The sequence below is a fragment of the Roseovarius albus genome (assembly GCF_900172335.1).
GTDB lineage: Bacteria > Pseudomonadota > Alphaproteobacteria > Rhodobacterales > Rhodobacteraceae > Roseovarius > Roseovarius albus.
The window spans coordinates 104,420-129,230 of the sequence record NZ_FWFX01000004.1 but is presented as its reverse complement, the minus strand read 5'-3'; the positions used below and the strand labels follow the sequence as shown (position 1 = coordinate 129,230).

The 24,811-nt window shown below is 54.9% G+C and carries 20 protein-coding genes and 1 tRNA gene; 13 read left to right on the top strand and 8 right to left on the bottom strand.

All coding sequences use genetic code 11. The features are described from left to right. Position 1: 1 nt before the first annotated feature. The gene (cobT, locus tag ROA7450_RS08000) at positions 2-1,879 is read left to right on the top strand and encodes a cobaltochelatase subunit CobT (protein WP_085805182.1); all 1,878 of its coding nucleotides are present in this window, start codon (positions 2-4) and stop codon (positions 1,877-1,879) included. Positions 1,880-1,931: 52 nt separating this feature from the next. On the opposite strand, the gene ROA7450_RS07995 is transcribed toward cobT, so the two are convergent. Next, positions 1,932-2,702, bottom strand: coding sequence for a methyltransferase domain-containing protein (locus tag ROA7450_RS07995; RefSeq protein ID WP_159454024.1), 771 nt, complete (start codon positions 2,700-2,702; stop codon positions 1,932-1,934). Positions 2,703-2,885: 183 nt separating this feature from the next. On the opposite strand from ROA7450_RS07995, the gene ROA7450_RS07990 reads away from it, so the two are divergent. Genes ROA7450_RS07990 through ROA7450_RS07975 form a run of 4 tightly spaced genes read left to right on the top strand, consistent with a single transcriptional unit; the run spans position 2,886 to position 6,891 of the window. Continuing rightward, positions 2,886-4,688, top strand: coding sequence for an aminopeptidase P family protein (locus tag ROA7450_RS07990; RefSeq protein WP_085805180.1), 1,803 nt, complete (start codon positions 2,886-2,888; stop codon positions 4,686-4,688). A 60-nt stretch (positions 4,689-4,748) separates the two neighbouring features. Next, positions 4,749-5,090: a DUF427 domain-containing protein gene (locus ROA7450_RS07985; protein WP_085805179.1), complete on the top strand. Its 342-nt coding sequence runs from the start codon at positions 4,749-4,751 to the stop codon at positions 5,088-5,090. Positions 5,091-5,099: 9 nt separating this feature from the next. Beyond that, positions 5,100-6,404 carry an FAD-dependent oxidoreductase gene (locus ROA7450_RS07980; RefSeq protein WP_085805178.1) on the top strand — a complete coding sequence of 435 codons (1,305 nt, stop codon included), beginning with the start codon at positions 5,100-5,102 and terminating at the stop codon, positions 6,402-6,404. A gap of 46 nt (positions 6,405-6,450) precedes the next feature. Continuing rightward, entirely contained in the window at positions 6,451-6,891 is a 441-nt protein-coding gene (locus ROA7450_RS07975) for a hypothetical protein (protein WP_085805177.1), read from the top strand. A gap of 153 nt (positions 6,892-7,044) precedes the next feature. On the opposite strand, the gene ROA7450_RS07970 is transcribed toward ROA7450_RS07975, so the two are convergent. Further along, complete coding sequence (locus ROA7450_RS07970) at positions 7,045-8,736, bottom strand: chloride channel protein (protein WP_085805176.1); 1,692 nt, start codon at positions 8,734-8,736, stop codon at positions 7,045-7,047. Between the two features lie 81 nt (positions 8,737-8,817). Here ROA7450_RS07970 and ROA7450_RS07965 point away from each other — a divergent pair, with 81 nt between their 5' ends. Then, positions 8,818-10,197, top strand: a complete 1,380-nt coding sequence (locus ROA7450_RS07965; RefSeq protein ID WP_085805175.1) for an FAD-binding oxidoreductase — start codon at positions 8,818-8,820, stop codon at positions 10,195-10,197. 33 nt (positions 10,198-10,230) lie between these two features. On the opposite strand, the gene ROA7450_RS07960 is transcribed toward ROA7450_RS07965, so the two are convergent. After that, complete coding sequence (locus ROA7450_RS07960) at positions 10,231-10,512, bottom strand: helix-turn-helix domain-containing protein (RefSeq protein WP_085805174.1); 282 nt, start codon at positions 10,510-10,512, stop codon at positions 10,231-10,233. A 167-nt stretch (positions 10,513-10,679) separates the two neighbouring features. Next, the gene (locus ROA7450_RS07955; protein WP_159454023.1) at positions 10,680-11,522 is read right to left on the bottom strand and encodes a GNAT family N-acetyltransferase; all 843 of its coding nucleotides are present in this window, start codon (positions 11,520-11,522) and stop codon (positions 10,680-10,682) included. 330 nt (positions 11,523-11,852) lie between these two features. On the opposite strand from ROA7450_RS07955, the gene ROA7450_RS07950 reads away from it, so the two are divergent. Continuing rightward, a complete protein-coding gene (locus tag ROA7450_RS07950; protein ID WP_085805173.1) occupies positions 11,853-13,904 on the top strand; it encodes a tetratricopeptide repeat protein in 2,052 nt (683 codons plus the stop codon). 125 nt (positions 13,905-14,029) lie between these two features. Here ROA7450_RS07950 and yidD read toward each other — a convergent pair whose 3' ends face one another. From yidD to rpmH, 3 genes are read right to left on the bottom strand one after another with little or no spacing between them, the layout of a single operon-like run. Then, on the bottom strand, positions 14,030-14,275 hold the full coding sequence (yidD, locus tag ROA7450_RS07945; protein WP_085805172.1) for a membrane protein insertion efficiency factor YidD: 246 nt from the start codon (positions 14,273-14,275) through the stop codon (positions 14,030-14,032). Then, positions 14,272-14,673, bottom strand: a complete 402-nt coding sequence (rnpA, locus tag ROA7450_RS07940) for a ribonuclease P protein component (RefSeq protein WP_085805171.1) — start codon at positions 14,671-14,673, stop codon at positions 14,272-14,274. Before rnpA ends, yidD begins: the two co-directional genes overlap by 4 nt. 23 nt (positions 14,674-14,696) lie before the next feature. Further along, positions 14,697-14,831, bottom strand: a complete 135-nt coding sequence (gene rpmH / locus ROA7450_RS07935; protein ID WP_008554144.1) for a 50S ribosomal protein L34 — start codon at positions 14,829-14,831, stop codon at positions 14,697-14,699. A gap of 282 nt (positions 14,832-15,113) precedes the next feature. Between rpmH and ROA7450_RS07930 the strand changes: the two genes are divergently transcribed. The 6 genes from ROA7450_RS07930 (at position 15,114) to ROA7450_RS07905 (ending at position 21,326) form a co-directional block, all read left to right on the top strand. Further along, a complete protein-coding gene (locus tag ROA7450_RS07930) occupies positions 15,114-15,845 on the top strand; it encodes a TVP38/TMEM64 family protein (protein ID WP_085805170.1) in 732 nt (243 codons plus the stop codon). 2 nt (positions 15,846-15,847) lie between these two features. Beyond that, on the top strand, positions 15,848-17,266 hold the full coding sequence (locus ROA7450_RS07925) for a dihydrolipoyl dehydrogenase family protein (protein WP_085805169.1): 1,419 nt from the start codon (positions 15,848-15,850) through the stop codon (positions 17,264-17,266). Positions 17,267-17,287: 21 nt separating this feature from the next. Continuing rightward, positions 17,288-18,682, top strand: coding sequence for a sensor histidine kinase (locus tag ROA7450_RS07920; RefSeq protein ID WP_085805168.1), 1,395 nt, complete (start codon positions 17,288-17,290; stop codon positions 18,680-18,682). Positions 18,683-18,740: 58 nt separating this feature from the next. Then, a tRNA-Arg gene (locus ROA7450_RS07915) sits at positions 18,741-18,817 on the top strand. 400 nt (positions 18,818-19,217) lie between these two features. Next, positions 19,218-19,883: a hypothetical protein gene (locus ROA7450_RS07910; protein ID WP_085805167.1), complete on the top strand. Its 666-nt coding sequence runs from the start codon at positions 19,218-19,220 to the stop codon at positions 19,881-19,883. Positions 19,884-20,495: 612 nt separating this feature from the next. Beyond that, positions 20,496-21,326 (top strand): DUF2189 domain-containing protein, encoded by an 831-nt coding sequence (locus ROA7450_RS07905; RefSeq protein ID WP_234999466.1) that lies wholly within the window; start codon positions 20,496-20,498, stop codon positions 21,324-21,326. 371 nt (positions 21,327-21,697) lie between these two features. On the opposite strand, the gene ROA7450_RS07900 is transcribed toward ROA7450_RS07905, so the two are convergent. Further along, positions 21,698-24,808, bottom strand: a complete 3,111-nt coding sequence (locus tag ROA7450_RS07900; protein WP_085805165.1) for an efflux RND transporter permease subunit — start codon at positions 24,806-24,808, stop codon at positions 21,698-21,700. Positions 24,809-24,811 lie beyond the last annotated feature (3 nt).

The following is a 24,811-nucleotide window of genomic DNA, read 5'->3' as shown; positions in this document are numbered from 1 at the left end:
CATGAGAAAACCATCTGATAGCCCCGCTGATCCGTTCAAGAAAGCCTTGGCCGAGGCCACCAAGGTCATGGCCGACAACAGCGACCTGACGATCACCTATACCGTTGACCCTTCGGGCGTGTCTGGCGATGCGATGCGCCTGCCGCAGGTCAGCCGCCGCATGCACCGCGAAGAGGTTCTGCAAGCCCGTGGTACCGCTGATGCGCTGGCGCTCAAGCACAAGTACCACGACAACCGTCTCGACGCCCGCTATTCGCCCCCCGGTGAAATGGCGCGCGAGCTGTATGACGCGATGGAAACCGCCCGCTGCGAAGCGCTGGGCGCGCGTCACATGCCCGGCACCGCAGGCAATATCGACGCTAAAATCGGGGCCGAAGCGCAGCGCCGCGGCTATGACCAGATCCGTGAAGCCTCTGATGCCCCATTGCCGGTCGCCGCTGGCTATCTGATCCGCCATCTGGCCACCGGCCGCGACCTCCCGCCAGCGGCCCAAAACGTGATGGAGCTGTGGCAAGGGTTCATCGAAGATCAGGCGGGCGGTACACTTGAAGATTTGCAGGCAAAGCTTTCAAATCAAACTGAATTTGCCAAATTCGCCCGTCAAATTATCGACGATCTGGGTTACGGCGATCAGCTGGGCGATGACCCTGATGCACTGGATGAAGATCAGCAGGACGAGGCCGAGGAAGACAGTGACGATCAAGAAGATCCTGATAGCACTGGCGAGGATGAAGGCGAGGAAGAGGAAGCCGACGCCGACCCTGAGCAAAGCCAGGAAGAGCAGCAAGATCAGTCGCAGGCGCAGGTCAGTCTGGACGAGATGGCCGAACAGGAAGAAGGTGAAGAGCAGGAACTGCCCGAAGGCGAAGCCCCGCTCGAGCCCCCGGCCCAACAGCCGATCTCAGACGCAGACCCTGAATATAACGTCTATACGACTGAATTTGATGAAGAAATTCACGCCATTGATCTGGCCGAACAGGCCGAGCTGGAGCGCCTGCGCGCCTACCTTGATCAGCAACTCGAACCCCTGAAAGGTGCGGTCAGCCGTTTGGCCAACAAACTGCAACGTCGCCTACAAGCCCAGCAAAATCGCAGTTGGGAGTTTGACCGCGAGGAAGGCATTCTTGACGCAGGCCGCCTTGCCCGCGTGGTCGCCAACCCCACGACGCCGCTGTCCTTCAAGGTCGAAAAAGACACCGAATTCCGCGACACCGTGGTGACGCTGCTACTCGATAATTCCGGCTCCATGCGCGGACGCCCAATCTCGATTGCTGCAATCTGCGCTGACGTTCTTGCGCGCACGCTTGAGCGTTGCAACGTCAAGGTGGAAATCCTGGGCTTCACCACCCGCGCTTGGAAAGGTGGCCAAAGCCGTGAGAACTGGCTGAACGAAGGCCGCCCGCAACTGCCCGGTCGTCTCAACGATCTGCGCCACATCATCTACAAGGCGGCTGACGCGCCGATGCGCCGCAATCGCGCCAATCTGGGCCTAATGATGAAAGAAGGCCTGCTCAAGGAAAACATCGACGGCGAGGCACTGGAATGGGCACACCGTCGCACCGTGGCCCGCCGCGAGGCCCGCAAAATCCTGATGGTCATCTCAGACGGCGCGCCTGTCGATGATAGCACTTTGTCGGTTAACCCCGCGAATTATTTGGAAAAACACCTGCGCGACGTCATCGCAATGGTAGAAAAACGCAAGCAGGTCGAGCTGCTCGCCATCGGTATCGGCCATGACGTGACCCGCTACTATCAACGCGCCGTTACCATCACCGACGCCGAACAATTGGCCGGGGCCATGACCGAACAACTCGCCGCGCTCTTTGACAGCGACCCCCGCGCCCGAGCCCGTGTCATGGGCATCAGACGCGCGGGTTAACGGCATTTTGAAAAAATCGGATTTAGATTGCCAAATAAGCTATTTTTGACGCCTACGGTTTAGAAACTTCAAAACTAAACCGCCCTGATGAAAAGAAATGCTCTCCACGATCGTTCAGTGCGACTTGTTCAGCAGCCCAGTCTTCCAGCTCTTCTTGTGGCACCGTGCCTTGCCCACCGATATAGGCGGTGAAGAAGGGCACGATCATCGCACTATAACACCCCTCATAACGGTCCAGATTGATGATCGGAAAATAGCTGACATCCTCTACTTGCAGCCCTGCCTGACGCAGCCGCGCGGCCAATGTTCTGGGAAGGCGGCTATCGGCGCAATGCGGGGCAAAGGCCTCTAATACACGTTTCATACGTTCCGGGTTTTCACTGTGCCAGCAGACCGCATCCCAGTCGGTTGCCAATATCAATCCGCGCCCGCCGCGTTTGAGCACGCGATAAACCTCTGAACAAAAGGCCTTAATGTCCGGCACATATTCTGCGACTTGCGTGCTGACGACGACATCAAAACTTTCATCCTCAAAAGGCAAAGCCGTTGCATCTGCCACCTCGTAAGACACCCAAGCGTCAGTGTTTCTCGCCCTCGCACGCTCAACCATCTGCTCGGAAACATCCACCCCGACCACCTGACCCGTTGGACCGCTGGCCTTGCCTAGATCCGCCGCCAGAAACCCTGGCCCGCTGCCGATATCCAGAACGTTTTCGCCAGCTGCGACTGCAAGCCGCCTCAAAGTATCTTCGCGTTGAGCCACCACATCCGGCCCAAGATAAACCGCTTCGAGCCGCTCTGCGAAGCTTTCGTCATATTCCATGGATGCCATAACAAGTCTCACATGCTCATTTTCAATAAATGCCTGTTTATCACATTTCCGAAACCCGCCCAAATGGCGGCCCCGACCACCCACTCATAACGCCGCCGTGGTACATTTTCCCCTCTGGACATTTCTTCACCGTCTGAGCACGGTACGCCCAGTACACAGACCAAGGGGATCACCATGTTCCAGACCTTCGATGACACCGCCAGCCCGGAACAAGGCCCCCCCCGTCTTGCGGAGTTACGCACCGAGATGGCCAAAGATGGCCTAAGCGGCTTTATGATCCCCCGTGCAGACGCCCATCAAGGCGAATATGTCGCCGCCTGTGATGAACGACTGGCCTACCTCACCGGCTTTACCGGTTCCGCAGGTTTCTGCATCGCACTCGCCGATATTGCGGGTGTCTTTATCGATGGGCGCTACACTGTGCAGGTCAAAATGCAGGTGGATACCGATCATTTCACCCCGGTTGACTGGCCCGCCACCCTGCCCGCTGGCTGGCTACGCGCGCAGCTGCCCGACGGTGGCACCGTTGGTTACGATCCCCTACATTACACACCGTCGCAGATCAAAACGATCGAGAAAGGGCTTGAAGGCAGCGCCATCAGCCTCAAAGCGCATGAAAACCTGATTGATCGTATTTGGGCCGATCAGCCTGCTCCGCCGCAAGGCTCCGTCTCGGTTTATCCTGATGAGCTTGCCGGCGACCCCCACACTGACAAACGCGCGCGTCTGGCTGATGATCTCAAAACAGCTGGTCACGAATCCGCTGTCCTTTCCCTGCCCGACTCCATCGCATGGCTTCTCAACATCCGCGGCCGCGACATCCCCCGCAATCCTGTGGCCCATGCCTTTGCTATTTTGCATGACACCGGGCATCTCACGCTGTTCATCGATGACGAAAAACTGGACGACGCGGTCAAAGCCCACCTCGGGGCCAACATCACCATTCGCCCGCCCCATGCCTTTGGCCCGGCCCTGCGCAGCCTGACTGGCCCTGTTCGTGTGGATGACACCAGCGCACCTTTGTGGGTGGTGCAGCAGCTCGAAGCCTCGGACGTGCCGTACGTCTTTGCTCAAGACCCTTGCGTTCTGCCCAAGGCCCGCAAAACAAGCGCCGAAATTCAGGCCACCCGCACCGCTCACCTGCGCGATGCCGTCGCCATGTGCCAGTTCCTGCATTGGTATGACCAACAAGCCCCCGGCACGATCACCGAGATTGACGTCGTCACCAAGGTTGAATCCTACCGCTCGGCCAGCGGTAAACTGCTCGACATCAGCTTTGATACCATTGCCGGCACCGGGCCGCATGGGGCCATGTCACACTACCGGGTCAGCCACAGCTCGAACCGTACCTTGCAAGACGGCGAACTGCTGGTTCTTGATGGTGGCGGCCAATACCTTGATGGCACGACTGACATCACCCGCACCCTTCCTGTTGGTGACATCGGAGACGATGAAAAACAGGCCTATACCCGCGTCTTGCAGGGCATGATCGCCATTTCCCGCCTGCGATGGCCTGCCGGTCTTGCTGGTCGCGATCTTGATGCCATCGCCCGTTACCCGCTTTGGCTCGCCGATCAGGACTATAACCACGGCACCGGCCACGGCGTGGGCGTGCACCTCTGCGTGCACGAGGGGCCACAGCGCCTGTCCAAAATCAGCCATGTCCCATTTGAACCCGGCATGATCGTCTCGAATGAACCCGGTTACTACCGCGAAGGGGCCTTCGGTATCCGCATCGAAAACCTTGTGGTCGTCACCCCCGCAGACACCCTGCCCGGCGGCGATCAGTCCAACAAGCTGTGTTTCGAGACGCTCAATTTTGTGCCCATCAACACGCGGCTGATCAATGTGTACATGCTCAGCCAACCTGAACGCGACTGGCTCAACACCTATCATCAGACTTGCCGCGACAAGATCACGCCGCTTCTTGACAAAGAAACCGCGCGATGGCTGGAACAAGCCACCCAGCCCGTGTAAGACAAATCTGTTACAAAAAACTGCAAAAACACGCAGACACGACCAACAAGGGATTTACACATGCCAGATATCAAGATCAGAAAAGCCTCGGGCACATGGACCGTCCGCGCAGGCGGGGCCGTCCTCGCCGAAAGCAAAAACGCACTGGCCCTGTCTGAATCTGGTCATGATGATGTGATTTACTTTCCCCGCTCCGACATCGCGATGGCCTTTCTTGATGAGAGCGACCGTACCAGCTTCTGCCCGCGCAAGGGCGATGCGAGCTATTATTCCATCGTCACCAAAAGCAAAACCATCGACAACGCAGGCTGGAGCTACGAGGCCCCTACCGATGGCGCAACCGATATCAAAGGTTATCTCGCCTTTTATACCAACGACGACGTCACCGTCGAACGGGTCTGAACCCACCCAATGAATGCACGGGTCGAGCACACGGATGTTCTGATCATCGGCGGCGGCACCGCAGGCTTTGGCGCGGCTGTTGCTGCGGGCCGCTTTGGCTTAGATGTCATCCTGCTCGAGGCCACCAGCAAGGTCGGCGGCGTCATGGCTTTTTGCCCCGGCATGCCTTGGGGCGCAGCCTACCCGGTGGATCAGATCATCGGTGGATTGATGCAGGAACTCACCGAACGGCTCGAGGCGATGGATCCCCCTGCCGCCGAAAAACGCCCCTGCACACTGGAAAACTTCGGCCCCGAGATCATCTACGATCACGACATCGCCACCCTGACGATGTTCGAAATGCTCGAAGAGGCAGGCGTGAAAACCCGCCTGAACGCCACCGCCTCAGCCCCCGAAATGGACGGCAATCGCATCGCTGCCGTGCAATGCTTTGATCGCAACGGGCCTTTCACCATTAATCCCAAAATCGTCATCGATTGCTCCGGCGATGGCGACATCTCCGCCAAGGCGGGCGTGCCTTATACGCTGGGTGATGCCAGTGGCAACATGATGGGCGTCACCATCTCTTTCATGATGGTCGGCGTCGATTGGGGCCGCGCTTTCGCCGACTCCGATCCCTACTTTACCAAATATGCCGCCAAGGGCGTTTCTGAGGGCCGTCTGCACCCGGATCTGGCCCAGCTCTACCTGATGAAGGCCTTCCACAAAGGCTCAGTCTTTTGCAATTCGGTCCATATTCGCGGCGTTGACGGCACCGATCCGGTTGCTGTCGGCCAAGCCACGCAAGAAGGTCGCCGCCGCTGCCATCAACTGGCGCAATTCCTGCGCTCGGATGTTCCCGGATTTAAAAACGCCCATATGTCGATGCTGTCCCCCACCGTCGGCGTGCGCGAAACCCGCAAACTCGAAGCCATGTATCGTATCACTGCACAAGACCTCGCCAGCGCCCGAAAGTTCGACGACGGCATTGTTTGCTGCGACAACCCCATCGATGACGTGATGCGCGGCGAGGATGACATGACCCACGAGGCCATTGTCGAAACAGGTTCTTATTACACCATCCCGTTCCGCGCCTTGGTGCCTGAAACCATCACCAACCTGATGTTCGCCGGCCGCATCATCTGTGCCGACCCGACCGCATTCGCTTCCGTGCGCGGCATGCCGCAATGCATCGCCATGGGTCAGGCCACCGGCACCGCCGCCGCACAGGCCATCACCGATAACAAACCAGTGCAAGAGATCGACACAGACGCCTTGATCACCTCACTCACCCAACAAGGCGTCAACGGCTTAGGCACAACCTCTCTCGTCTAACAACCAATCCCGCAGTCACTCACTAACGCAAACGGAGCACTTTTTGATGTTTCTTTTAGGTTTACGCGATCCAGGCGGCTTAACTGCAGCAATCAAACTCTACCTTTTATGGGCTGCATCCTTCTTCATTGCCCCATGGATTGGCACTATTCCGTGTATTGTTCTGGTGGTGATAAATATCGCAGCTATGCTAGCTACGTCTCGTAAACTTTATGCCATCAAAGATTCCCTGAAGTTTTCCACTGACTTCGCCAAACAATCTGCTTTTCCAAAAGATGGTTCCGTATTGAGGTTTGTCATAAAGCTCCAATCTGGCATGGCACTTTTCTTGGTCATTGGTTTGCTTGTTATCTGGATACGTATGTCCAAACCCCTAGATCCCGCTCCTTTTATCGGTGGTTTTTTCTTTTATATGATCGGATGTATGTTCGCGATGAATCTGATTTTCCTGGCAACGAAAGACTACTGGGGAAGCCACCGGTTTTGATAAACCTCACTCAAAAACCTTCACACGAGTCCCTTAGGTCCCTTCCGCTTCATTTGACCATAAATATCCCCGCCGGAGGCAGGCCCGAGGTGGAGGCCAAAGGCCGACAACGAGATCAACCTGCGCGCCGCAGGCGCACATCTCAGCAAGTTCTCAACTGTGCTCTTCCGCTGACACCTCCGCCAGCGATTTGTTGAACGCCCGCAGCGCATCCACCTGATGCAACGTCCCCCACAACTCTGCCGGCTCTCCCTCACCCACCAAAGTCACCACCGGAATGTAGGAAATATTCGTGCGTTCAAAAATCGGCATCGCCGCTTCCAGCGTCGTATTGCCATCAATATAGATCCCGTCCTCGATCAGCCCCCAACAGGCTTCTTCGGTGGGGCTGGTCTCCCCTCCAATCGGCCGCGCCAACTTCGCCACCCTGTGCAACGCCAGCAAATAGGCCTGTGGACCTGCCGCCAGATGTACTCCGCGCCGCTCTAACTGTGTCAGGAAGAAGGATCGCTCTACCAGCCGCGATGCCAAGGCTGTCGACATTGATACAGCCACCAGCACCGCCAAACCGGTCTGCCAGTCGCCAGTTAACTCAAATACAATCAAAGTGGTTGAGATCGGCGCCCCCAGCACGGCAGCGGCGACCGCCCCCAGCCCGGCCAATGCATAAAGCGTGTGAGATCCCGAAACCTGCGGAAATATCCCGGTTGCGATTAACCCAAAGGCCAGCCCAGTGAGCGCCCCGATCATCAACGACGGCGAAAACACCCCGCCCCCCATACGACCGCCAATTGTAATGGCCACCGCCAACACCTTTAGCGCACAAAAAACGATCGCCTCCCACAACAAAAGCTCTCCCGTCAATGCAGCCGAGGTCGTCTCATATCCAACCCCGATGATATGCGGAAACCAGATTGCAATGATGCCCAGCAACAGCCCTGCAATGGTCGGGCGCAACCAACGCGGCACTCGCAGACGGTTCTGGACGTGGTTAGCCATGTCATCAGCAAAGAAAATCGCGTGCATCAGAGCGGTTGCGATCAAGCCGCACAACAGCCCCAACAGCAAGAACGCCGGCAGCTCGACATAAAACTCAAGTGTATTCGCCAGAGGCAAGGCGTATTCTGCAGTTTCATCAAACTCGATCCGGTTGATGATCGTCCCCGCCACACTGGCGATGGCAATCGGGGCAAAAGCGTGCACCGCAAAGTGTCGTAATATCACTTCCAATGCGAACAAAGCTCCAGCAATCGGGGCATTGAACGAGGCCGACACCGCCGCGGCCACCGCGCAGCCCAGCAAGTCCCGCCCGGTGATCCCGTTGGCCTTGATTTTATCGCTCACCCAGGTCGAAATAACCGCCGCCATATGCACAACAGGCCCTTCACGACCACTGGACCCGCCCATGCCCAACGTCACCAATGATGCCAGCGCCGAGCCAAGCCCTGCCTTGGTTTCCACCCGACCATCATGCAATGCCGCGCCCTCAATGACGTCCGCGACCGACCGCGCCCGTGCGTCTGGCGTCAGCTTGTGCAGAATGATCCCAACGATCAGCCCTCCCAGCACGGGCACCAACATTACCCAATACCACGGCAGTTCCAGCGCAAAACTATGAAGCCGATGCACATCGTCTGTACCGTAAACAAACCGTTGCAACCCATTGATCGCCTTGCGGAAAAACAGCGCGGCAAAACCTGCTGCAATACCGATCAACAATGCGATCAACCAAAACTGAAATTGGCTCGGCCCACGGGCCAACATCGTCGCCCAGGCTTTGCGCAGGGCAACCTGTGCCTCCTGCACCTTTTCGCGTAGCATCTGGGAAGTTTTTTTATCCGACATCTATCCTGCCTGCCCCAAGCGCCCTTTTCTACCTCAGCCGTTCCCCGTAAGTTGCAAATAACCATACCAGAAAGGCACCTCATGGATATCCAAGGCGCAATTGTCGACTTATACTCATTGTTAGGCCAACGCCTCAGCCAGTCCAAGTCCGATCTGGATATTCATGGCCGCAGTGAGACTCATTTTCCACTTTCACCCCCCGATGCGGTCGCCTATCCACATAACACCGACGAGGTCGCTCAGATCACTCAAATCTGTGCCCGTCACCACTGCCCAATTGTGGCTTGGGGTGTGGGCACCTCGCTCGAAGGTCAAACCCAGATCACTACAGGCGGTTTGAGCGTCGATTTTTCTCAGATGAACAAAATACTCAGCGTACAGCCAAAGGACATGACCGTCACCGTGCAACCCGGCGTCACGCGCGAAGCCTTAAACGAGGAGCTTCGCGCCACCGGCCTCTTCTTTCCCGTCGATCCCGGTGCCAATGCCACACTGGGCGGCATGGCCTCGACCCGTGCTTCCGGCACCACTGCTGTCCACTACGGCACCATGCGTGACAATGTGCAGGCGCTCGAAGTCGTAACCGCCACGGGAGAAGTGATCCGCACCGGTACTCAAGCCCGCAAATCCTCCTCAGGCTATGACCTGACTGCGTTATTTGTCGGGGCCGAGGGCACGCTTGGCTTGATTACTGAGCTCACCCTGCGCCTGCATGGCCAGCCCGAGGCAATCTCCAGCGCTACCTGCGCCTTCCCGTCTGTTGACGAGGCAGTGCAATGCGTCACCGATACCATCCAGATGGGCCTGCCCATGGCCCGGATTGAGCTGATGGATGTCAATTCCATTCGCGCCGTCAATGCCTATTCCCAGATGGACCTGCCCGAGCAGCCCCACCTGCTGATCGAATTTCACGGCTCGGAAACCAGCGCGTCCGAGCAGGCCGAAACCTTTGGCGAAATCGCAAAAGAGCATGGCGGGTCCGCCTTCCAATGGGCCACCAAGGAAGAAGACCGCCGCGCCCTTTGGGCCATGCGCCACAGCGCCTATCACGCCATCCTCGCCACCCGCCCCGGCGCGCGCGCGTTGGTCACTGACGTTTGCGTGCCCATATCACGCCTGTCTGAGACCATCGCCGCCGCCCAAAGCGATCTGGCAGAACTTGGCTTTGAAAACGCACCCATTCTGGGCCATGTCGGCGACGGTAACTTCCACGCCACGCTTATGTTTGACGAAGACGACACCACCACCCGCGAGCGCGCCATCGCGGCCTCCCACCGCCTTGTCGAGCGCGCACTGGAATTTGATGGCACCGCCACCGGCGAACACGGCATTGGCTTGGGTAAGATGAAATACATGGCGCAAGAACACGGGGGCGCATGGCTCATCATGGGCCAACTCAAACAAACCTTGGATCCTCAAAATATCCTTAACCCCGGCAAGCTGGTCCCGCCGCGGAATTAGAGCCGATTAGGTCAAAGTCGTTTGCTTTGGAACTTACCCGCAACACCCATTCGTGCAGCGCGTTTCAGAATCTGGCTTCAAATCTTCATCAATCAGGTCCAATTCGCCGATCAAAACGCCCAACGGCACACCGAGTGCTTCAGAAAGGCGCGAAACCGTGTCTATGCTCGCCTCACCGGATGCAGTACCCGCACCTTCGAACCGAGCAACCTGACGCTCGGTCAATCCAGACATCTTCGCCAACCGAGGCCGCCCCAACTTGCGTGCCTTGCGTACTGTTTTCAGCCGCACGGCATCAATTGTCATTACGCTCATATCACATGCCTTCCACTTCAGCCCCCCGCAAGGGCATTGGCGAACCTTCGCCTTCCTGCTCAATGGGGTTCAAAAAAGGAAAATGCAAGATGAACCAGCATGCTCCACTAAAACACGACAATCATCTGTGTTCTCTCTACTCGGGATTATTTAAGCTGTTTGTGCTGTTAGCCAAGTTCCATCGTCGCGATGGCTTGCAGGGCCTCTCCCGAATGCGGGGCAGCACCGCGATACATTCGAGCTGTTACAAAGGGTATGGAAAAACCGTTGTGCTCAAGCTCCCGCCTTAGGTCATGGTTGGCCTCGGGAACATCAATGATCAGTGGGCCATCCAGACGCAGTGCCGCAATGTCGGAAACCAATTCCAGGGCAGCAGCGAGATCAGGGGCCACAATCGGACCAATCTTGGTGCCGTTTTGACACGCACGCCAGGTTGCAAAGCCGCAAATTCTGCCATCGCGAAGCAGCACCCGAGTTCCACGTCGGCCCACACGCTCCTGCAGCCACGCAGCTATGAATGCTGGTCTAGGGAAACCGTTGGCGCGTTCGTCGAGTGCCCTCAAGATGTCCAAATCGCCGCGTTGGGCGGATCGCACATTCTGCGACTCGCGAGCCTCGACACGACCTTCATGCCTGAGGCTCGATCCCGTCTTGATAAACCCAGATGCGCGATAATTCTCTTCCTGATCCGGCAACCCGTCGAGCCCAATCGAACGCGCGCCGGCATGTTTGATGGCAAACTGCCATGTCATCATGCCCAGCCCTTTTCCACGCCAGTCTGGGCGACAGATATACAGGCCAAGAAATGCATTACGCTCATCATGATTGACCACGGAAATGGCAGCGACGGGATCGCCATCCACACAAGTCAGAAAGAACCCACCCGGACCCGCAGCGTGAAAGGCCGCAGCATCCGCCAAGCCGGGGTTCCAACCCTCATTGGCCGCCCATGACAGCACCAGTTCCAGTTCCGAAATGTCCATGGCTCTGGTTTCGGCTTTGTATTCCATCTGGCTTCCGTCTCTGTTTGATGCTCGAAACACCCTAAACCGGAAGCGAACGGAGGCAAAGGGGCCTGCCAACTCGCTTCAACTGCGGCACCAGTGTCGCTTTGACACCTCGGCGTCGCGTCTGTCACAACCGTCGGAGCGCCGGGCCATAAAACAGTATGGCCCAGCCTCTTGGGTAGCGCGGAGATATGCAACGGCAATAACTCGGCCAATTTGTTGTCCGCCGCGCGTCGTCAATGCACGGCTCAAACATTGGTGGAAAATCAGGCTTTTCCTACGGTGTCTGACCCTCTACGCTTTGCAGTATAGTTTCAGGAAATAAGTAATAGCATGACGTTTATCATTGATAGTCTTATTGAGTTTCTGACCGAACTTCGCGATATGTCGGCCATCACACAAATTCTGACCCTTGCGGGCATCCCAGCAGTTGTCGCGTTTTTGTTTAGCCTGCCAACTTGGAAAATGACCCGCAAAGTCCGGGATTCTGTCACCGAATATAATGCACTCAAGGCACGGCTGAACACCGCCCAGGCCGAAGCCGCAAAGCTCAAGGCTCAGTTCGACGCTCTCGAAGCTGAAACACCGGACACCTTTATCGCAAATCACACGCGCGAGATGAAAGACGGCAACGAAGAGCGGGCGATGGAATTGTCCGAAGAGTTTGTTGAGCGACAAAAAGAGGCACTTCTTCTGGCTTTCCACACCCGCATGGACGAGGCGATCCGCCAGTCCGTCGAAGATGGCGCATCGGCGTTTTCCAATGCCCGCGGCTGGGCGCTGGCCTATCTGGCCCTCTCGCCCCGTGATACGACTGTCAGAATGCTGGCCGATGATCTGGGCGATGCGGCCGGAATTGCAGAAACCTCCTGCGCGCGCGTAAAACTAAAGGATAGCGCAGATCGGCAGGCACTCTCAGAACGCGCGGCCCGCCTGCCCATGGATATCGAAGCCCTCAAAATCGCATTCTTCAATGCCAGGGATCGCGGCCATTATGCCGTCATGCTCTTTTTGGCCAAACACGGCCTGATGCTCACCCGCCGCGCCCCTTATGGCACCGGCACACAAGAACACCTGCTCTTTCGCCGGCACCGGGTCGAAGCCCTGAACGTCCTTGGCAGAAGCAAAGAGGCTTTGGAGGAAGCAACGCCATTGCGCAAAGAGTTGCGCAATTTTTTTGGCGAACGTCACCCAGAGTTCTTCTATGCAGTTTTGCTCCTCGCAAAGTGTCAGTACGACACAGGCGATGCCGCCGGGGCGCTGGACGAAGTGCAAGAGCTACTGCCGCTTCGGACCGAGGTTCAAGGCGCGCGCCACCCCGGCGTATTGGCTACGCGCTATCTCCTCGCACAGTGCCAGAACGCCACAGGCGATGCCGCCGGGACGCTGGCCGAGCTGCAAGAGCTGCTGCCGCTTGAGACCGAGGTACAGGGCGCGCGACATCCCCATGTCTTGTCCACGCGCTATCTCCTCGCACAGTGCCTAAACGACACGGGCGACACCACCGGGGCGCTGGACGAGGTGCAAGAGCTCCTGCCCCTGTACTCCGACGTGCAAGGCGCGCGACATCCCCATGTCTTGTCCACGCGCTATCTCCTCGCACAGTGCCTAAACGACACGGGCGACGCCACCGGGGCGCTGGACGAGGTGCAAGAGCTCCTGCCCCTGTACTCCGACGTGCAAGGCGCGCGACATCCCCATGTCTTGTCCACGCGCTATCTCCTCGCACAGTGCCTAAACGACACGGGCGACGCCACCGGGGCGCTGGACGAGGTGCAAGAGCTCCTGCCCCTGTACTCCGACGTGCAAGGCGCGCGACATCCCCATGTCTTGTCCACGCGCTATCTCCTCGCACAGTGCCTAAACGACACGGGCGACGCCACCGGGGCGCTGGACGAGGTGCAAGAGCTCCTGCCCCTGTACTCCGACGTGCAAGGCGCGCGACATCCCCATGTCTTGTCCACGCGCTATCTCCTCGCACAGTGCCTAAACGACACGGGCGACGCCGCCGGGGCGCTGGACGAGGTGCAAGAGCTCCTGCCCCTGTACTCCGACGTGCAAGGCGCGCGACATCCCCATGTCTTGTCCACGCGCTATCTCCTCGCACAGTGCTTAAACGACACGGGCGACGCCACCGGGGCGCTAGCTGAGGTGCAAGAGCTCCTGCCGCTTCGGACCGAAGTGCTAGGCACGCGGCATCCGCATGTCTTGAACACGCGCATCCTGCAGGCCTCCTGCCTGGTACAAACCGGCGATAAGCAGGCCGCCAAAGAGGCGCTCGACGGTATCCGCGATGGTTTGGTTGCAGCAGGTCTACGCCCCGAACACAAATACTTCTCTCGGCTAGAGGATGTAGAAAACAAGTTGAAAGACGAAGGGCAATAGATTTGCAAAACCCACTCACATCTATGGTTCTGCCGAATATAATCGCGTGGCGCTCTAAAGGGAGTGGCCATCGATTTATGCACAAAGCTGGGGGGTAAAACGTACAGCTTGTACGTTCGCTCTGTTTACTTTTCGGCTTTCGGCGATTTCGCTTCAGGCACCGGGTCTAACCCGCTATTCCCCCATGGATGGCAGCGTAAAATGCGTCGCAAGGCTAGCCATCCGCCTTTAATTCCGCCATGTTTTTCTAGGGCTTCCAGCGCGTACTTGCTGCAGGTCGGATGATAGCGGCAGTTAAAGCCGACCCATGGGGAAAAGACGAGTCGGTAGGCTTTGACCGGCCAGGACAGGATATGCGCCAGCGGGCTCATTTTCCGGATTTATGCAGGTATTTCAGCGCGTCTTGCAGGTCGGTGATCAGCGTCTCAAAGGGGCGGCCTGCTGTTTCATTGGCCCGCCCGATCAACACGTAGTCCCAACCTGCGCGCCCCTCATTGGGTAGCACAGCCCGCGCCACCTCGCGCAGGCGGCGTTTAGCGCGGTTACGCGCGACGGCATTTCCAACCTTCTTGGAGCAAGTAAAACCAATTCCAATCAAAGGTTTATCATCATCACGCGGGCGTGCCTGCACGGTCATCGACGGCGTTCTGCGCCATTTTGCCTTGGACGCCGCGATAAACTGTGGCCGTTTACGCAAAACCTCCAGGCAAACGGAAGCCGCCGGGGAAATACTCTCTGTATGATTAACAGAGTTCCCCGGCGGTTTCATGTTCACAATCCTAAGACTGGCGCTTATGCGCTCAGCTCTTTGCGGCCGCGTGCCCGACGTGCATTAAGGATCTTGCGGCCGGCCTTTGTGGCCATACGCGCGCGGAAACCGTGGCGCCGCTTGCGGACCAGGTTAGAAGGCTGATAGGTGCGTTTCATCGCTCCGTCTCCAACATTGAGGGTCGCGCCGATTAGGAATCAACGCAAACCAAAGGGTAATTCGAGACCCGGCTATAGTGGGCTGTTTGGGACAAGTCAAACCCATCTGCCCGCTTTTGCAACAAATTCCTGCAAGTTTCCGTTCAGATGTTACAGTTGGCCAGCTTTAATGCGTTTCGAGACCACATATCATCACCACAGTTCACCCACGCGTGAGGTTTATGGCCATTTCAACCCGGAACATTCATTTAAGGAGACACAGCAATAAAAGCGGACCCTGAAATGGAAGAGACCAGACCCTCCGAAAAGAACGTTCTTATGCGGAACTTGCCGTTGGCTGCGATTATGATTGCCGCCATCATTGGATACTTCACACTGGGCGATTACCTGAGTTTTGATACACTCAGAGACCAACGCGATTCATTGCTCGCCTTTCGCGATGCGAACTTCATTGGGCTCGTTCTCTGTTTCATCGGCATATACTTCATCATCGTTGCGTTCTCCCTGCCCGGTGCTGCGGTTGCGTCAGTTACCGGCGGTTTTTTATTTGGGCTCACATTGGGCACAATATTCAACGTCATCGCTGCCTCGCTAGGGGCATTTGCTATTTTCTTTGCCGCTCGTTGGGGGTTGGGCCGCTCTCTGGCAGCAAAACTAGACAGCTCAGATGGAACGCTAAAGAAAATCAAAACCGGCCTGCATGAAAACGAAATAAGTGTTTTGTTTCTGATGCGCCTGATCCCGGTCGTGCCTTTCTTTGTTGCCAATCTGGTCCCTGCCCTTGTGGGTGTGAAGTTCCGGAACTTTGCTTTTACAACCGTCCTAGGGATCATTCCTGGAGCGATTGTCTTCACCTGGATCGGAGTTGGCTTAGGCGAAGTGTTTGATCGCGGTGAAAGCCCGGATCTATCTTTGCTTTGGGAGCCACAAGTTATTGGGCCGATCTTGGGTCTATGCGTACTGGCAACACTGCCCATTGTCATCAAAGCCATGCGTGGCAACAAGGATTTCTGAACATGAAAACGCTTAAGACTGACTTGCTGGTCATAGGGGCTGGATCAGGTGGGCTATCCGTTGCTGCTGGTGCTGTCCAGATGGGCGCGAAGGTTGTCCTGCTCGAAGGTCACAAAATGGGTGGCGATTGTCTGAACTTTGGCTGTGTGCCTTCCAAGGCGCTACTGGCCAGCAGTAAAGCGGCGTATCATCAAAGTCACACAGAGGCCTTTGGCATTGCGAATGTTGTGCCGAAAATCGACTATGGTGCTGCCAAAGAACATGTCGCCGATGTCATTGCACAGATCGAGCCCGTCGACAGCCAGGAACGGTTCGAAGATCTGGGCGTGCATGTCATTCGCGAATATGGTCGTTTCATCTCAAAAACCGAGGTCGAAGCCGGAGACACGGCCATCACGGCCCGTAGAATCGTCATCGCGACAGGTTCCTCCCCCTTTGTTCCCCCGATTCCGGGCTTGGAAAATGTTCCATATGAGACCAATGAAACCCTGTTTGAGCTTCGCGAGCATCCCAAGCACCTGCTGATCATCGGCGGTGGACCGATTGGCATGGAAATGGCACAGGCACACCGCAGGCTCGGTTCAGAAGTTACGGTGATCGAGGGTGCCACTGCCCTTGGCAATGATGATCCGGAATTGACCGCGATTGTTCTGGAAAAGCTGCGCGGCGAAGGCATCGAAATCGCCGAAAACGCCCTTGCCACCAACATCAGCAAATCTGGCGAAACGATCACGGTCGAAGCTAAAGATGGGCGCAGGTTCCAAGGCACGCATCTTTTGATGGCTGTTGGCCGCAAGCCTAACATCGACAAATTGAACCTTGATGCAGCGGGTATTGAAACCAATAAGCGTGGGATTGTGGCAAATGATCAGCTCAAGACTTCAAACAAACGGGTCTATGCCATTGGTGATGTTGCTGGCGGGCTGCAATTCACCCATGTTGCGGGCTACCATGCCGGGCTGATTATACGTTCGGCTCTGCTGGGTTTGCCAGCCAAACAGCGCACCGGCCATATCCCTTGGGCCACTTATACAGACCCTGAGTTAGCTCAGGTCGGCCTGAAAGAAACAGACGCGCGAGCACTTTATGGTGACCGGCTTGAGGTGGCCCGCTTTGAATACCATCACAATGACCGCGCCATTACGGAGCGTAAGACTACGGGCCTGATCAAGGTCATGGTCTACAAGGGCAAGCCAGTTGGTGCCTCAATCGTCGGCGCACAAGCTGGTGAACTGATTAGTCTGTGGTCCATGGTCATTGCCAATGGCCTCAAGATGAAACATGTCGCTGCCATGGTTGCACCCTACCCGACAATCGGCGAAATCAACAAGCGGGCTACGGGGGTATATTTTTCCCCTAAACTGTTTGAAAATCCAACATTAAAACGGGCTGTCAGGTTTGTGCAAAACTGGCTACCATGAGGTGAAATCGCGGGGGCGAGTATGCGTTTATTGAATTCTCTTTCGGGCCGATTCCTGATTCTGACCGCGGTTTTCGTCATGCTGGCTGAGGTCTTGATTTTTGTGCCATCCGTGGCACGCTTTCGCGAAGACTATTTGATGGCAAAGCTGGAAAAGGCGCAAATCGCCTCTCTGGCCTTGCTTGCCAATGATACGATTAGCCCGGAGCTTCAGGAGGAATTGCTGCAGAATGCCGGTGTGTTCAACGTCGTTTTGCGCCGCAATGAGGCGCGGCAGTTGATGCTAAGTTCTCCGATGCCATCAGAAATCGCAATGACCTTTGATCTGCGTGATGCATCGGCCTTTGAGTTGATTAAAGATGCCATCGCCTGCCTTATGAACAACGACCCCAAGGTCATTCGTGTAATTGGCGAACCTGCGCAGATGGCCGGTCTGCTGATTGAAGTTACGTTAGAATCAACACCCCTCCGTGATGCCATGATCGACTATGGCCTGCGCATTTTATTGTTGTCAGCAGTGATTTCAGTTGTGACCGCGGGCCTCTTGTTTCTTGCTGTGCGCCGCTTTCTTGGAAAGCCGATCCAAGGCGTGATCGACCACATGAAGGCCTATGCCGCCGCCCCAGAGGACGCGCGGCGCATCATCCAACCCTCCGCAGGTATCTCAGAGCTACGTGACGCGGAAGAGACATTGCAAACATTGCAAACCGAACTCACTTCTGCCCTACGTCAAAAAGAACGCCTTGCCCAATTGGGGGGTGCGGTAGCTAAAGTCAGTCACGATTTGCGCAACATCCTGACCAGTGCGCAATTGTTCACCGACCGGATCGAAATGAGCGAGGATCCCAAAGTTCGCCGTCTGGCTCCTAAGCTGGTCAATTCGATCACTCGTGCAGTGAACCTATGCGAAAACACGCTAGCCTATGGCAAGGCAGAAGAGCCCTCCCCGACACTCAACCGTTTCATGTTAGCGGACATCGTCAATGACGTGATAGACAGTGAGCGATTGGCGGTAGGAGATTCCGAGGTCAGTTTCTCTGTGAATATCCCCTATGCCATGTCCGTTCGCGCCGACTCCGAGCAACTCTACCGGGTCATCTCTAACCTTATCCGCAACGCACGTCAGGCCATTGTAAACACGGGAAAAGCCGGAGAAATCAATGTATCAGCACGCGAGAATGACGAAGCATGGCTTATCCGCGTGCGCGATACTGGCCCCGGCCTACCACCAAGAGCTCGCGAAAACCTGTTTACCCCGTTTCGAGGTGGTGTCACCAAAGGCGGAACTGGCTTGGGCCTCAGTATCGCTGATGAGCTGATCCGAGGTCATGGCGGTGCGATCTCACTTGAAGGCACCGATGAAACCGGCACGACGTTTCTGATCCGCCTGCCAAAAGGTGATATTTCGACAAAGTGAAAGTTTCTGCAAAAAGTCTCTTGCAAACCCCAGCCGCAAAGTCTAATTCCCCCCTCACGGACCGATAGCTCAGCTGGATAGAGTACTTGACTACGAATCAAGGGGTCGGGGGTTCGAATCCTCCTCGGTCCGCCACTTCCCTTAAGTTTCAATAACTCAAAAAGGGAACGTGGCTAACCAGTTAGCCAGTTAGTTTGCCCTTCGACAATTGTGCATAATCTCCACTATGTGTCGCCAAATCATCCATTAGGTGCGTTAATTTCCATTTAACTCCCTATGAATAAGTTCTACGTCACTTATCGTCAACCGCGCATGGAGGAACAGGTTCGCCTGTATAAGCCTTTGGTAATGCAGCAATGTTGCAGTCCATATAGGACAGCAACCTATTTGAGACGCTGGACATCATTTTGAGGTAGTAATTGGCTTGATAATACTAGCACCTACTTGGGACCTCTATTAATCCGCTTGTACTTTTAATCATCTTAGAGATGATTGTTGTATGAATAACAATATTGAAATTTCATTGGAGTAAGCCGTGGAGTTGGACGAACTTTATCAAAAAGTGCGAGCAAGAATCTTCGATCTAATGGAGGAAAACCCAAAAAACAAAACTCTCGAAGAGATACAAGTTTCACTCGAAGTTTTATACACTCGATGTAAAGAGCTGGTGGAGCTCAATAATGCATACCTTTCATTACCCGAGATGAACCAAAACTATACATATTTTGACCCAAAAACAGAAATTTATACAGAATACGTGGGCGGTAAAGTTGCGAATTCCAGAAAGTTAAATCGTGCAAGCAAAGACGTTCCAATAGAGTTGGTAAGTTCTGTAAACCTTCATTTCTTTGTACCTCAGCCGTTAACGTTTGAAAACAACACAGAACGCTACAACATAGAACGGCAAATTGCTGAAATGCTTGATAATTTTTACTATAAAGCGAGCAGAACTTGGGACATTATTGAAAAGACCCTTTGTGGCAAAAAAAAATCAAAATTCATTGGCGTAAAGCGCGTGCGAAACAAGTTACTGGAACACGCGACTCTTGGTGAACTTAATTCGTATGGTGCTACAGACAGCAAAAATGGCCCGACAGTGAAGCCATTGCGAAAAACACCATGGGACGGATCGGACCTTGATAACGGCGTAATTAAGAACATGAAAGAACTTCTGGAAAATACACTAAGCAGATTGACTTGATGGTTAGCCAACAATTGCCGACCATTGATTGGAAGTCAGTCAACTCAAGTATTTGATTTTAATTAACTTATCCCCCCCTCGGTCCGCCACTTTCCTTAAGTTTTTTAATTTTCAAAGGTAACGTGGCCTGCCGGATAACCACTTGTTTAATTCTCCTAGGAATGAGTGTTTGCACTGCAAATCGCACCTTCTCCCATGTGATATAAAGATTTCCAGATGATCATCTTATAGATGAGAGTTATCCTAACTTCATCTGGATGTGTCTCGGTGGTCCTCTGTTCAATATCACGCCTAGCGCTTTTTCAGGGTCTGTAGTTGCCTTTGTTGCGAACACTGTTGTTGGTGTGAAACCTTGTAGATGACGGGAACCTTCTCGCGGCCCCGTGAGAGAGCTTCGCCTATCCGCCACCCGAGGTTTGAGCTATTCATCTTTGAAACAATGCGACAATTTCCACAAAATATGTTAAGATTGGCGATACCCACATCATCCCTTTGGCTTGGATTGCATTCAAACCACTAAGGCTTTGACCCGCTAAGGACGGGTGTTTCCGTTCTGGCAATCTTCAGGAGGACGGAATGGTAAAAACAATCGGAAATCCACTAAGTTGGACGTTGGACGCTGTTTTTGGTGCCAGCCGCGCGGCGGGCGAAGCCGTGGGTGCATTGGGCACCGAAATCACTGAAGTACCAAAAACCAACCCAATCGACAGTGCGGACATACGTAAAGCACTCCGAATGGGCCTCGATGATTTTAAGAGCATGCGCAGCGATGTCATATTTCTCGTTCTCATATATCCGATAATCGGCGCTACTCTGGTGGTTATGGCCTTCAATAAGACCCTATTGCCGCTTATCGCTCCTCTAGCTGCAGGCTTTGCATTGCTGGGCCCCGTCGCAGCGATTGGCCTTTATGAAATGAGCCGCCAGCGCGAGACAAATAAGGAAATCAGATGGCATGCCGCCCTGTCTGCATTGAGCGCTCGGAATCTGGGCCCAGTGCTTGTTTTGGGCTTTTATCTTCTTTGTCTCTTCCTCGCATGGATGTGTTGTGCCTATCTTATTTATATTTTGACATTGGGACCTGAACCACCAGCCTCCGCTGGTACTTTCCTTCTGGATGTCACGACCACTCAGGCAGGCTGGGCGATGGTAATCGTTGGGTTGGGTGTAGGATTTCTATTTGCTTGCTTGGTGTTAGTCATCAGCCTCATATCTTTTCCAATGCTGATTGATCAGCATGTAGGTGTATCAATTGCTGTTGCGACATCAATCAAGGTTGCCAAACAGAGCCCGGCAACGGTTTTACAATGGGGATTCATCGTTGCAGCCCTAATGGCCATCGGTACTTTGCCGTTCTTCCTGGGATTGGTTGTTGTACTTCCGATTCTCGGTCACGCGACATGGCATCTGTATCGGGCAGCGGTGCCGATGAAGGGAGGATGAGTGTATTTTGCTAGCGTGCCAAATGTTGATAGGGGGTCTTCTTCAAGAATAACCAGACCAGCCACCGCCCATCTTTCATACGCAGAATCTCTTAAAGATGTATCATCGGTCCGTCTGGGGAATTTAGATATTTCATGATTCAGATATCATCCGTTCTATCAGCGGAGTGCATGTCCCGACAATCTTAACCACTATTTAAGGTTTTCCATCAGCAGCAGCTTTCGCCTTGATACAAGCATTAAAAGCTACAGCCTCGCGTCGCTTTAGCAGCCGGGACCCGAATTTTCCGCATTTTTTTCGAACGATATCTGCTGCACTGCTGCGTTGATAAGGGCAGCCATATATTTATATGACCGCCCCTAGCATCACGCTTATGAGGTTTGCCTTTTCACTTTTTCACGCAGGCTCTGCATGATCACGTAGAGCACAGGGACGAGGATCACCCCAACAACCGTCGCCGCAAGCATTCCCCCAAACACTGCCACGCCGATGGCGCGTTGGCTGGCCGCTCCTGCCCCGGAGGCTGTCATCAAGGGCACCACCCCCAACAAGAACGACAAGGCCGTCATCATAACAGCACGGAAACGCTGCTTTGCGGCTTCTAGGGCGGCTTCCTTGGTGGAAAGGCCCTTGGCGCGCTGTTCCATGGCAAACTCAACAATCAGAATGGCATTCTTGGACGCCAAACCGATCAACATGATCATCCCGATCTGGGTGTAGAGATTGATATCACTTCCAACCACGAACACTGCAGCCAAAGCGCCGAACAGAGCCACTGTAACCGACAGGAGAATCCCCACCGGCATAGTCCAGCTTTCATATTGCGCCACCAGGAACAAATAGCCAAAGACGATGGCCATGATCAGAATCACGACCACTAATCCCCCCGAGCTTAGCTGTTGCTGGGCTGTACCGGTCCATTCATAGGCGAAGCCCGGCGGCAAGGCGGTGAGCGCTTCCTCCTCCAAAACGCGAATAGCATCCCCCGTCGAAAGCCCTTCGGCAGGCACGGCCGTGATGGTTGCAGACCGGAACATATTGTAACGGTTCAGCAGGATTGGCCCTAACTCGCTTTTTGTTGTGACCAATGTCCCCAGTGGCACCATCTCTCCGGTCTGAGAGCGCACATAGAGCGCGTCGATGTCCTCAACCTTGTCGCGATACTCGCCCTCTGCCTGAATCATCACTTTATAAACACGGCCGAACAGGTTGAAATCATTCACATAGAACGATCCCATATAGGACTGCAACGTCAAAAAGATATCGCTGATCGATACATCCAAAGATTTGGCCTTTTCACGATCCAGATCCACGAATACCTTGGGCACATTGGCCCGGAAGGTCGTATAGGCCTGTGCAATTTCTGGTCGCTGGTTGGCAGCGTAGACCAAAGATCCTAGAGCAGCCGACAAGTCTTGTGCTGTCCCCCCTCCGGTTTGCTGCACCTTCATCTCCACACCTGCGCTCATACCTAGACCCGAGATTGGAGGAGGATTAAAGGCGATCACACTGGCACTGGATTCCTGAAAGGCTATGCCTAGGATTTTCTGCAAAATTCCGTCAGCGCTGAGCTCTTCGGTTTCTCGCTCATCCCATGGTTCAAGGTTAGCGATGATCATTGCACCGTTTGACCCTGCCCCACTCAACAGACTGAAGCCATTAACCAAGATCGTGCTTTGGACACCGGGAACATCCAGGATTTGGTCATTCACGCGGTCACTCACGAGTTCCGTCCGTTCCAAAGACGCCGCATCAGGAAGCTGTAGGTCAACAAACAGGTACCCGTTATCTTCCAGGGGCAAGAACCCTTTTGGCAGCGCAGTCATCAATCCGCTTGAACCAAAAAGAACCACAGCAAGCGCTGCGAGACCCAAAATCGGTGCACGTACCAACCGGCGAACGATGCCGACATATCCGCCCCGCACCGCGCCAATGCCGCTTTCGAACTTGGCAAGAAGGCCCTTTGGCGGTCCAGAGCGCGGCTTCAGAACCAAAGCGCAGAGCGCTGGCGATAAGGTCAACGCGTTGATCGACGAAATCACCACTGCTGTCGAGATTGTCACGGCGAACTGCGAATAAAGTCGACCGGTGATCCCGGGCATAAAAGTCACCGGCACAAAGACCGCCAACAATACAAGCGTCGTGGCAATCACAGGCCCTGTAATCTGCCCCATGGCCTTGCGCGTGGCTTCCGGCGGGCTTAACCCCTCATCTGCAATCAAACGTTCGACATTTTCGACAACAACGATCGCGTCATCCACCACGATGCCGATGGCCAACACCAAAGCGAACAAGGAAATGGTGTTGAGCGACATGCCAAACAGCAGCAAGAACGCGAATGTTCCGATCAATGACACCGGGATCGCAACAGCCGGAATGACTGTCGCGCGTATGTTCCCAAGGAACACGAACACCACTGAAATCACCAAGACGAATGTCATGATCAGCGTTGAAACAACGTCATTGAGCGACTGCTCAACGAAGTCGGTTGTGTTGAACGGAACTGAATATTCGACATCATCAGGAAAGGCCTTGGATAAGCGTTCAAGCTCCGCCAGCACACCTTCAGACACGGCCAGCGCATTCGCGCCGGGGGCCTGGTACACGGCCAAAACAGTCGCTGGCAGGCCTTTGTAACGGCCCGAGGCGCTATAGTAGCTTGCGCCCAATTCCACCCGCGCCACGTCACGAATATGCACGATACTGCTGTCATCACCGGTTCGAACAACGATATTTTCAAAATCCTGGACCGTGGTCAAACGCCCCTTGGATTTGATCGTGTACTGAAATTGTTGCCCATCAGGTGTAGGTGGCGCACCAATCTGGCCGGCGGATACTTCGAGGTTCTGTTCTTGTATGACCGCAATCAGATCACTCGGTGTCAGGCCCAACGTCGCCAGCTTGTCCGGGTCCATCCAGATCCGCATCGCATATTCGAAATTGGTCAAGATGTCCGCTTTACCAACGCCGTTGACCCTTGCAAGCGCATCTTTAAGGTTGATGGCCGCGTAGTTCGACAAGAACACCTCATCATAGGTGCCATTTGGCGAGGACAAAGTCGCCACCAGCAGCATGCTGTTTGATGCCTTTTGTGTCACGACCCCGGAATTGATCACCTCGGATGGTAGGCTGGATGTCGCCTGTGCCACGCGGTTTTGCACGTTGACCGAAGCAATATCCGGGTCTGTTCCCACCTCGAACGTGACAGACAACGAATACGACCCCGTATCGGTGCTATCCGACGACATGTATATCATATCGTCCACACCGTTGACCTGTGCCTCAATCGGAGCTGCAACCGTGTTTTCTACAGTTTCAGAGTTCGCGCCAGTATAATCGGCGTTAACTGTCACGACCGGTGGCGTGATATCCGGAAATTGTTCAACCGGCAGAACGGCATAGCCAATGCCCCCCATAATGGTGAGCACGGTTGAAATGACGATCGCCATCTTCGGGCGAGAGATAAAGATTGTTGAAAACACTCG

Coding starts and splice junctions, on each gene's coding strand:
- ROA7450_RS07990 (WP_085805180.1), top strand. CDS start 2,886: ATGTTCCAGACCTTCGATGACACCGCCAGCCCGGAACAAGGCCCCCCC.
- ROA7450_RS07920 (WP_085805168.1), top strand. CDS start 17,288: ATGCGTTTATTGAATTCTCTTTCGGGCCGATTCCTGATTCTGACCGCG.
- ROA7450_RS07980 (WP_085805178.1), top strand. CDS start 5,100: ATGAATGCACGGGTCGAGCACACGGATGTTCTGATCATCGGCGGCGGC.
- rnpA (WP_085805171.1), bottom strand. CDS start 14,673: ATGAAACCGCCGGGGAACTCTGTTAATCATACAGAGAGTATTTCCCCG.
- ROA7450_RS07975 (WP_085805177.1), top strand. CDS start 6,451: ATGTTTCTTTTAGGTTTACGCGATCCAGGCGGCTTAACTGCAGCAATC.
- rpmH (WP_008554144.1), bottom strand. CDS start 14,831: ATGAAACGCACCTATCAGCCTTCTAACCTGGTCCGCAAGCGGCGCCAC.
- ROA7450_RS07950 (WP_085805173.1), top strand. CDS start 11,853: ATGACGTTTATCATTGATAGTCTTATTGAGTTTCTGACCGAACTTCGC.
- ROA7450_RS07970 (WP_085805176.1), bottom strand. CDS start 8,736: ATGTCGGATAAAAAAACTTCCCAGATGCTACGCGAAAAGGTGCAGGAG.
- ROA7450_RS07985 (WP_085805179.1), top strand. CDS start 4,749: ATGCCAGATATCAAGATCAGAAAAGCCTCGGGCACATGGACCGTCCGC.
- yidD (WP_085805172.1), bottom strand. CDS start 14,275: ATGAGCCCGCTGGCGCATATCCTGTCCTGGCCGGTCAAAGCCTACCGA.
- ROA7450_RS07955 (WP_159454023.1), bottom strand. CDS start 11,522: ATGGAATACAAAGCCGAAACCAGAGCCATGGACATTTCGGAACTGGAA.
- ROA7450_RS07995 (WP_159454024.1), bottom strand. CDS start 2,702: ATGGAATATGACGAAAGCTTCGCAGAGCGGCTCGAAGCGGTTTATCTT.
- ROA7450_RS07960 (WP_085805174.1), bottom strand. CDS start 10,512: ATGAGCGTAATGACAATTGATGCCGTGCGGCTGAAAACAGTACGCAAG.
- ROA7450_RS07925 (WP_085805169.1), top strand. CDS start 15,848: ATGAAAACGCTTAAGACTGACTTGCTGGTCATAGGGGCTGGATCAGGT.
- ROA7450_RS07965 (WP_085805175.1), top strand. CDS start 8,818: ATGGATATCCAAGGCGCAATTGTCGACTTATACTCATTGTTAGGCCAA.
- ROA7450_RS07930 (WP_085805170.1), top strand. CDS start 15,114: ATGGAAGAGACCAGACCCTCCGAAAAGAACGTTCTTATGCGGAACTTG.
- cobT (WP_085805182.1), top strand. CDS start 2: ATGAGAAAACCATCTGATAGCCCCGCTGATCCGTTCAAGAAAGCCTTG.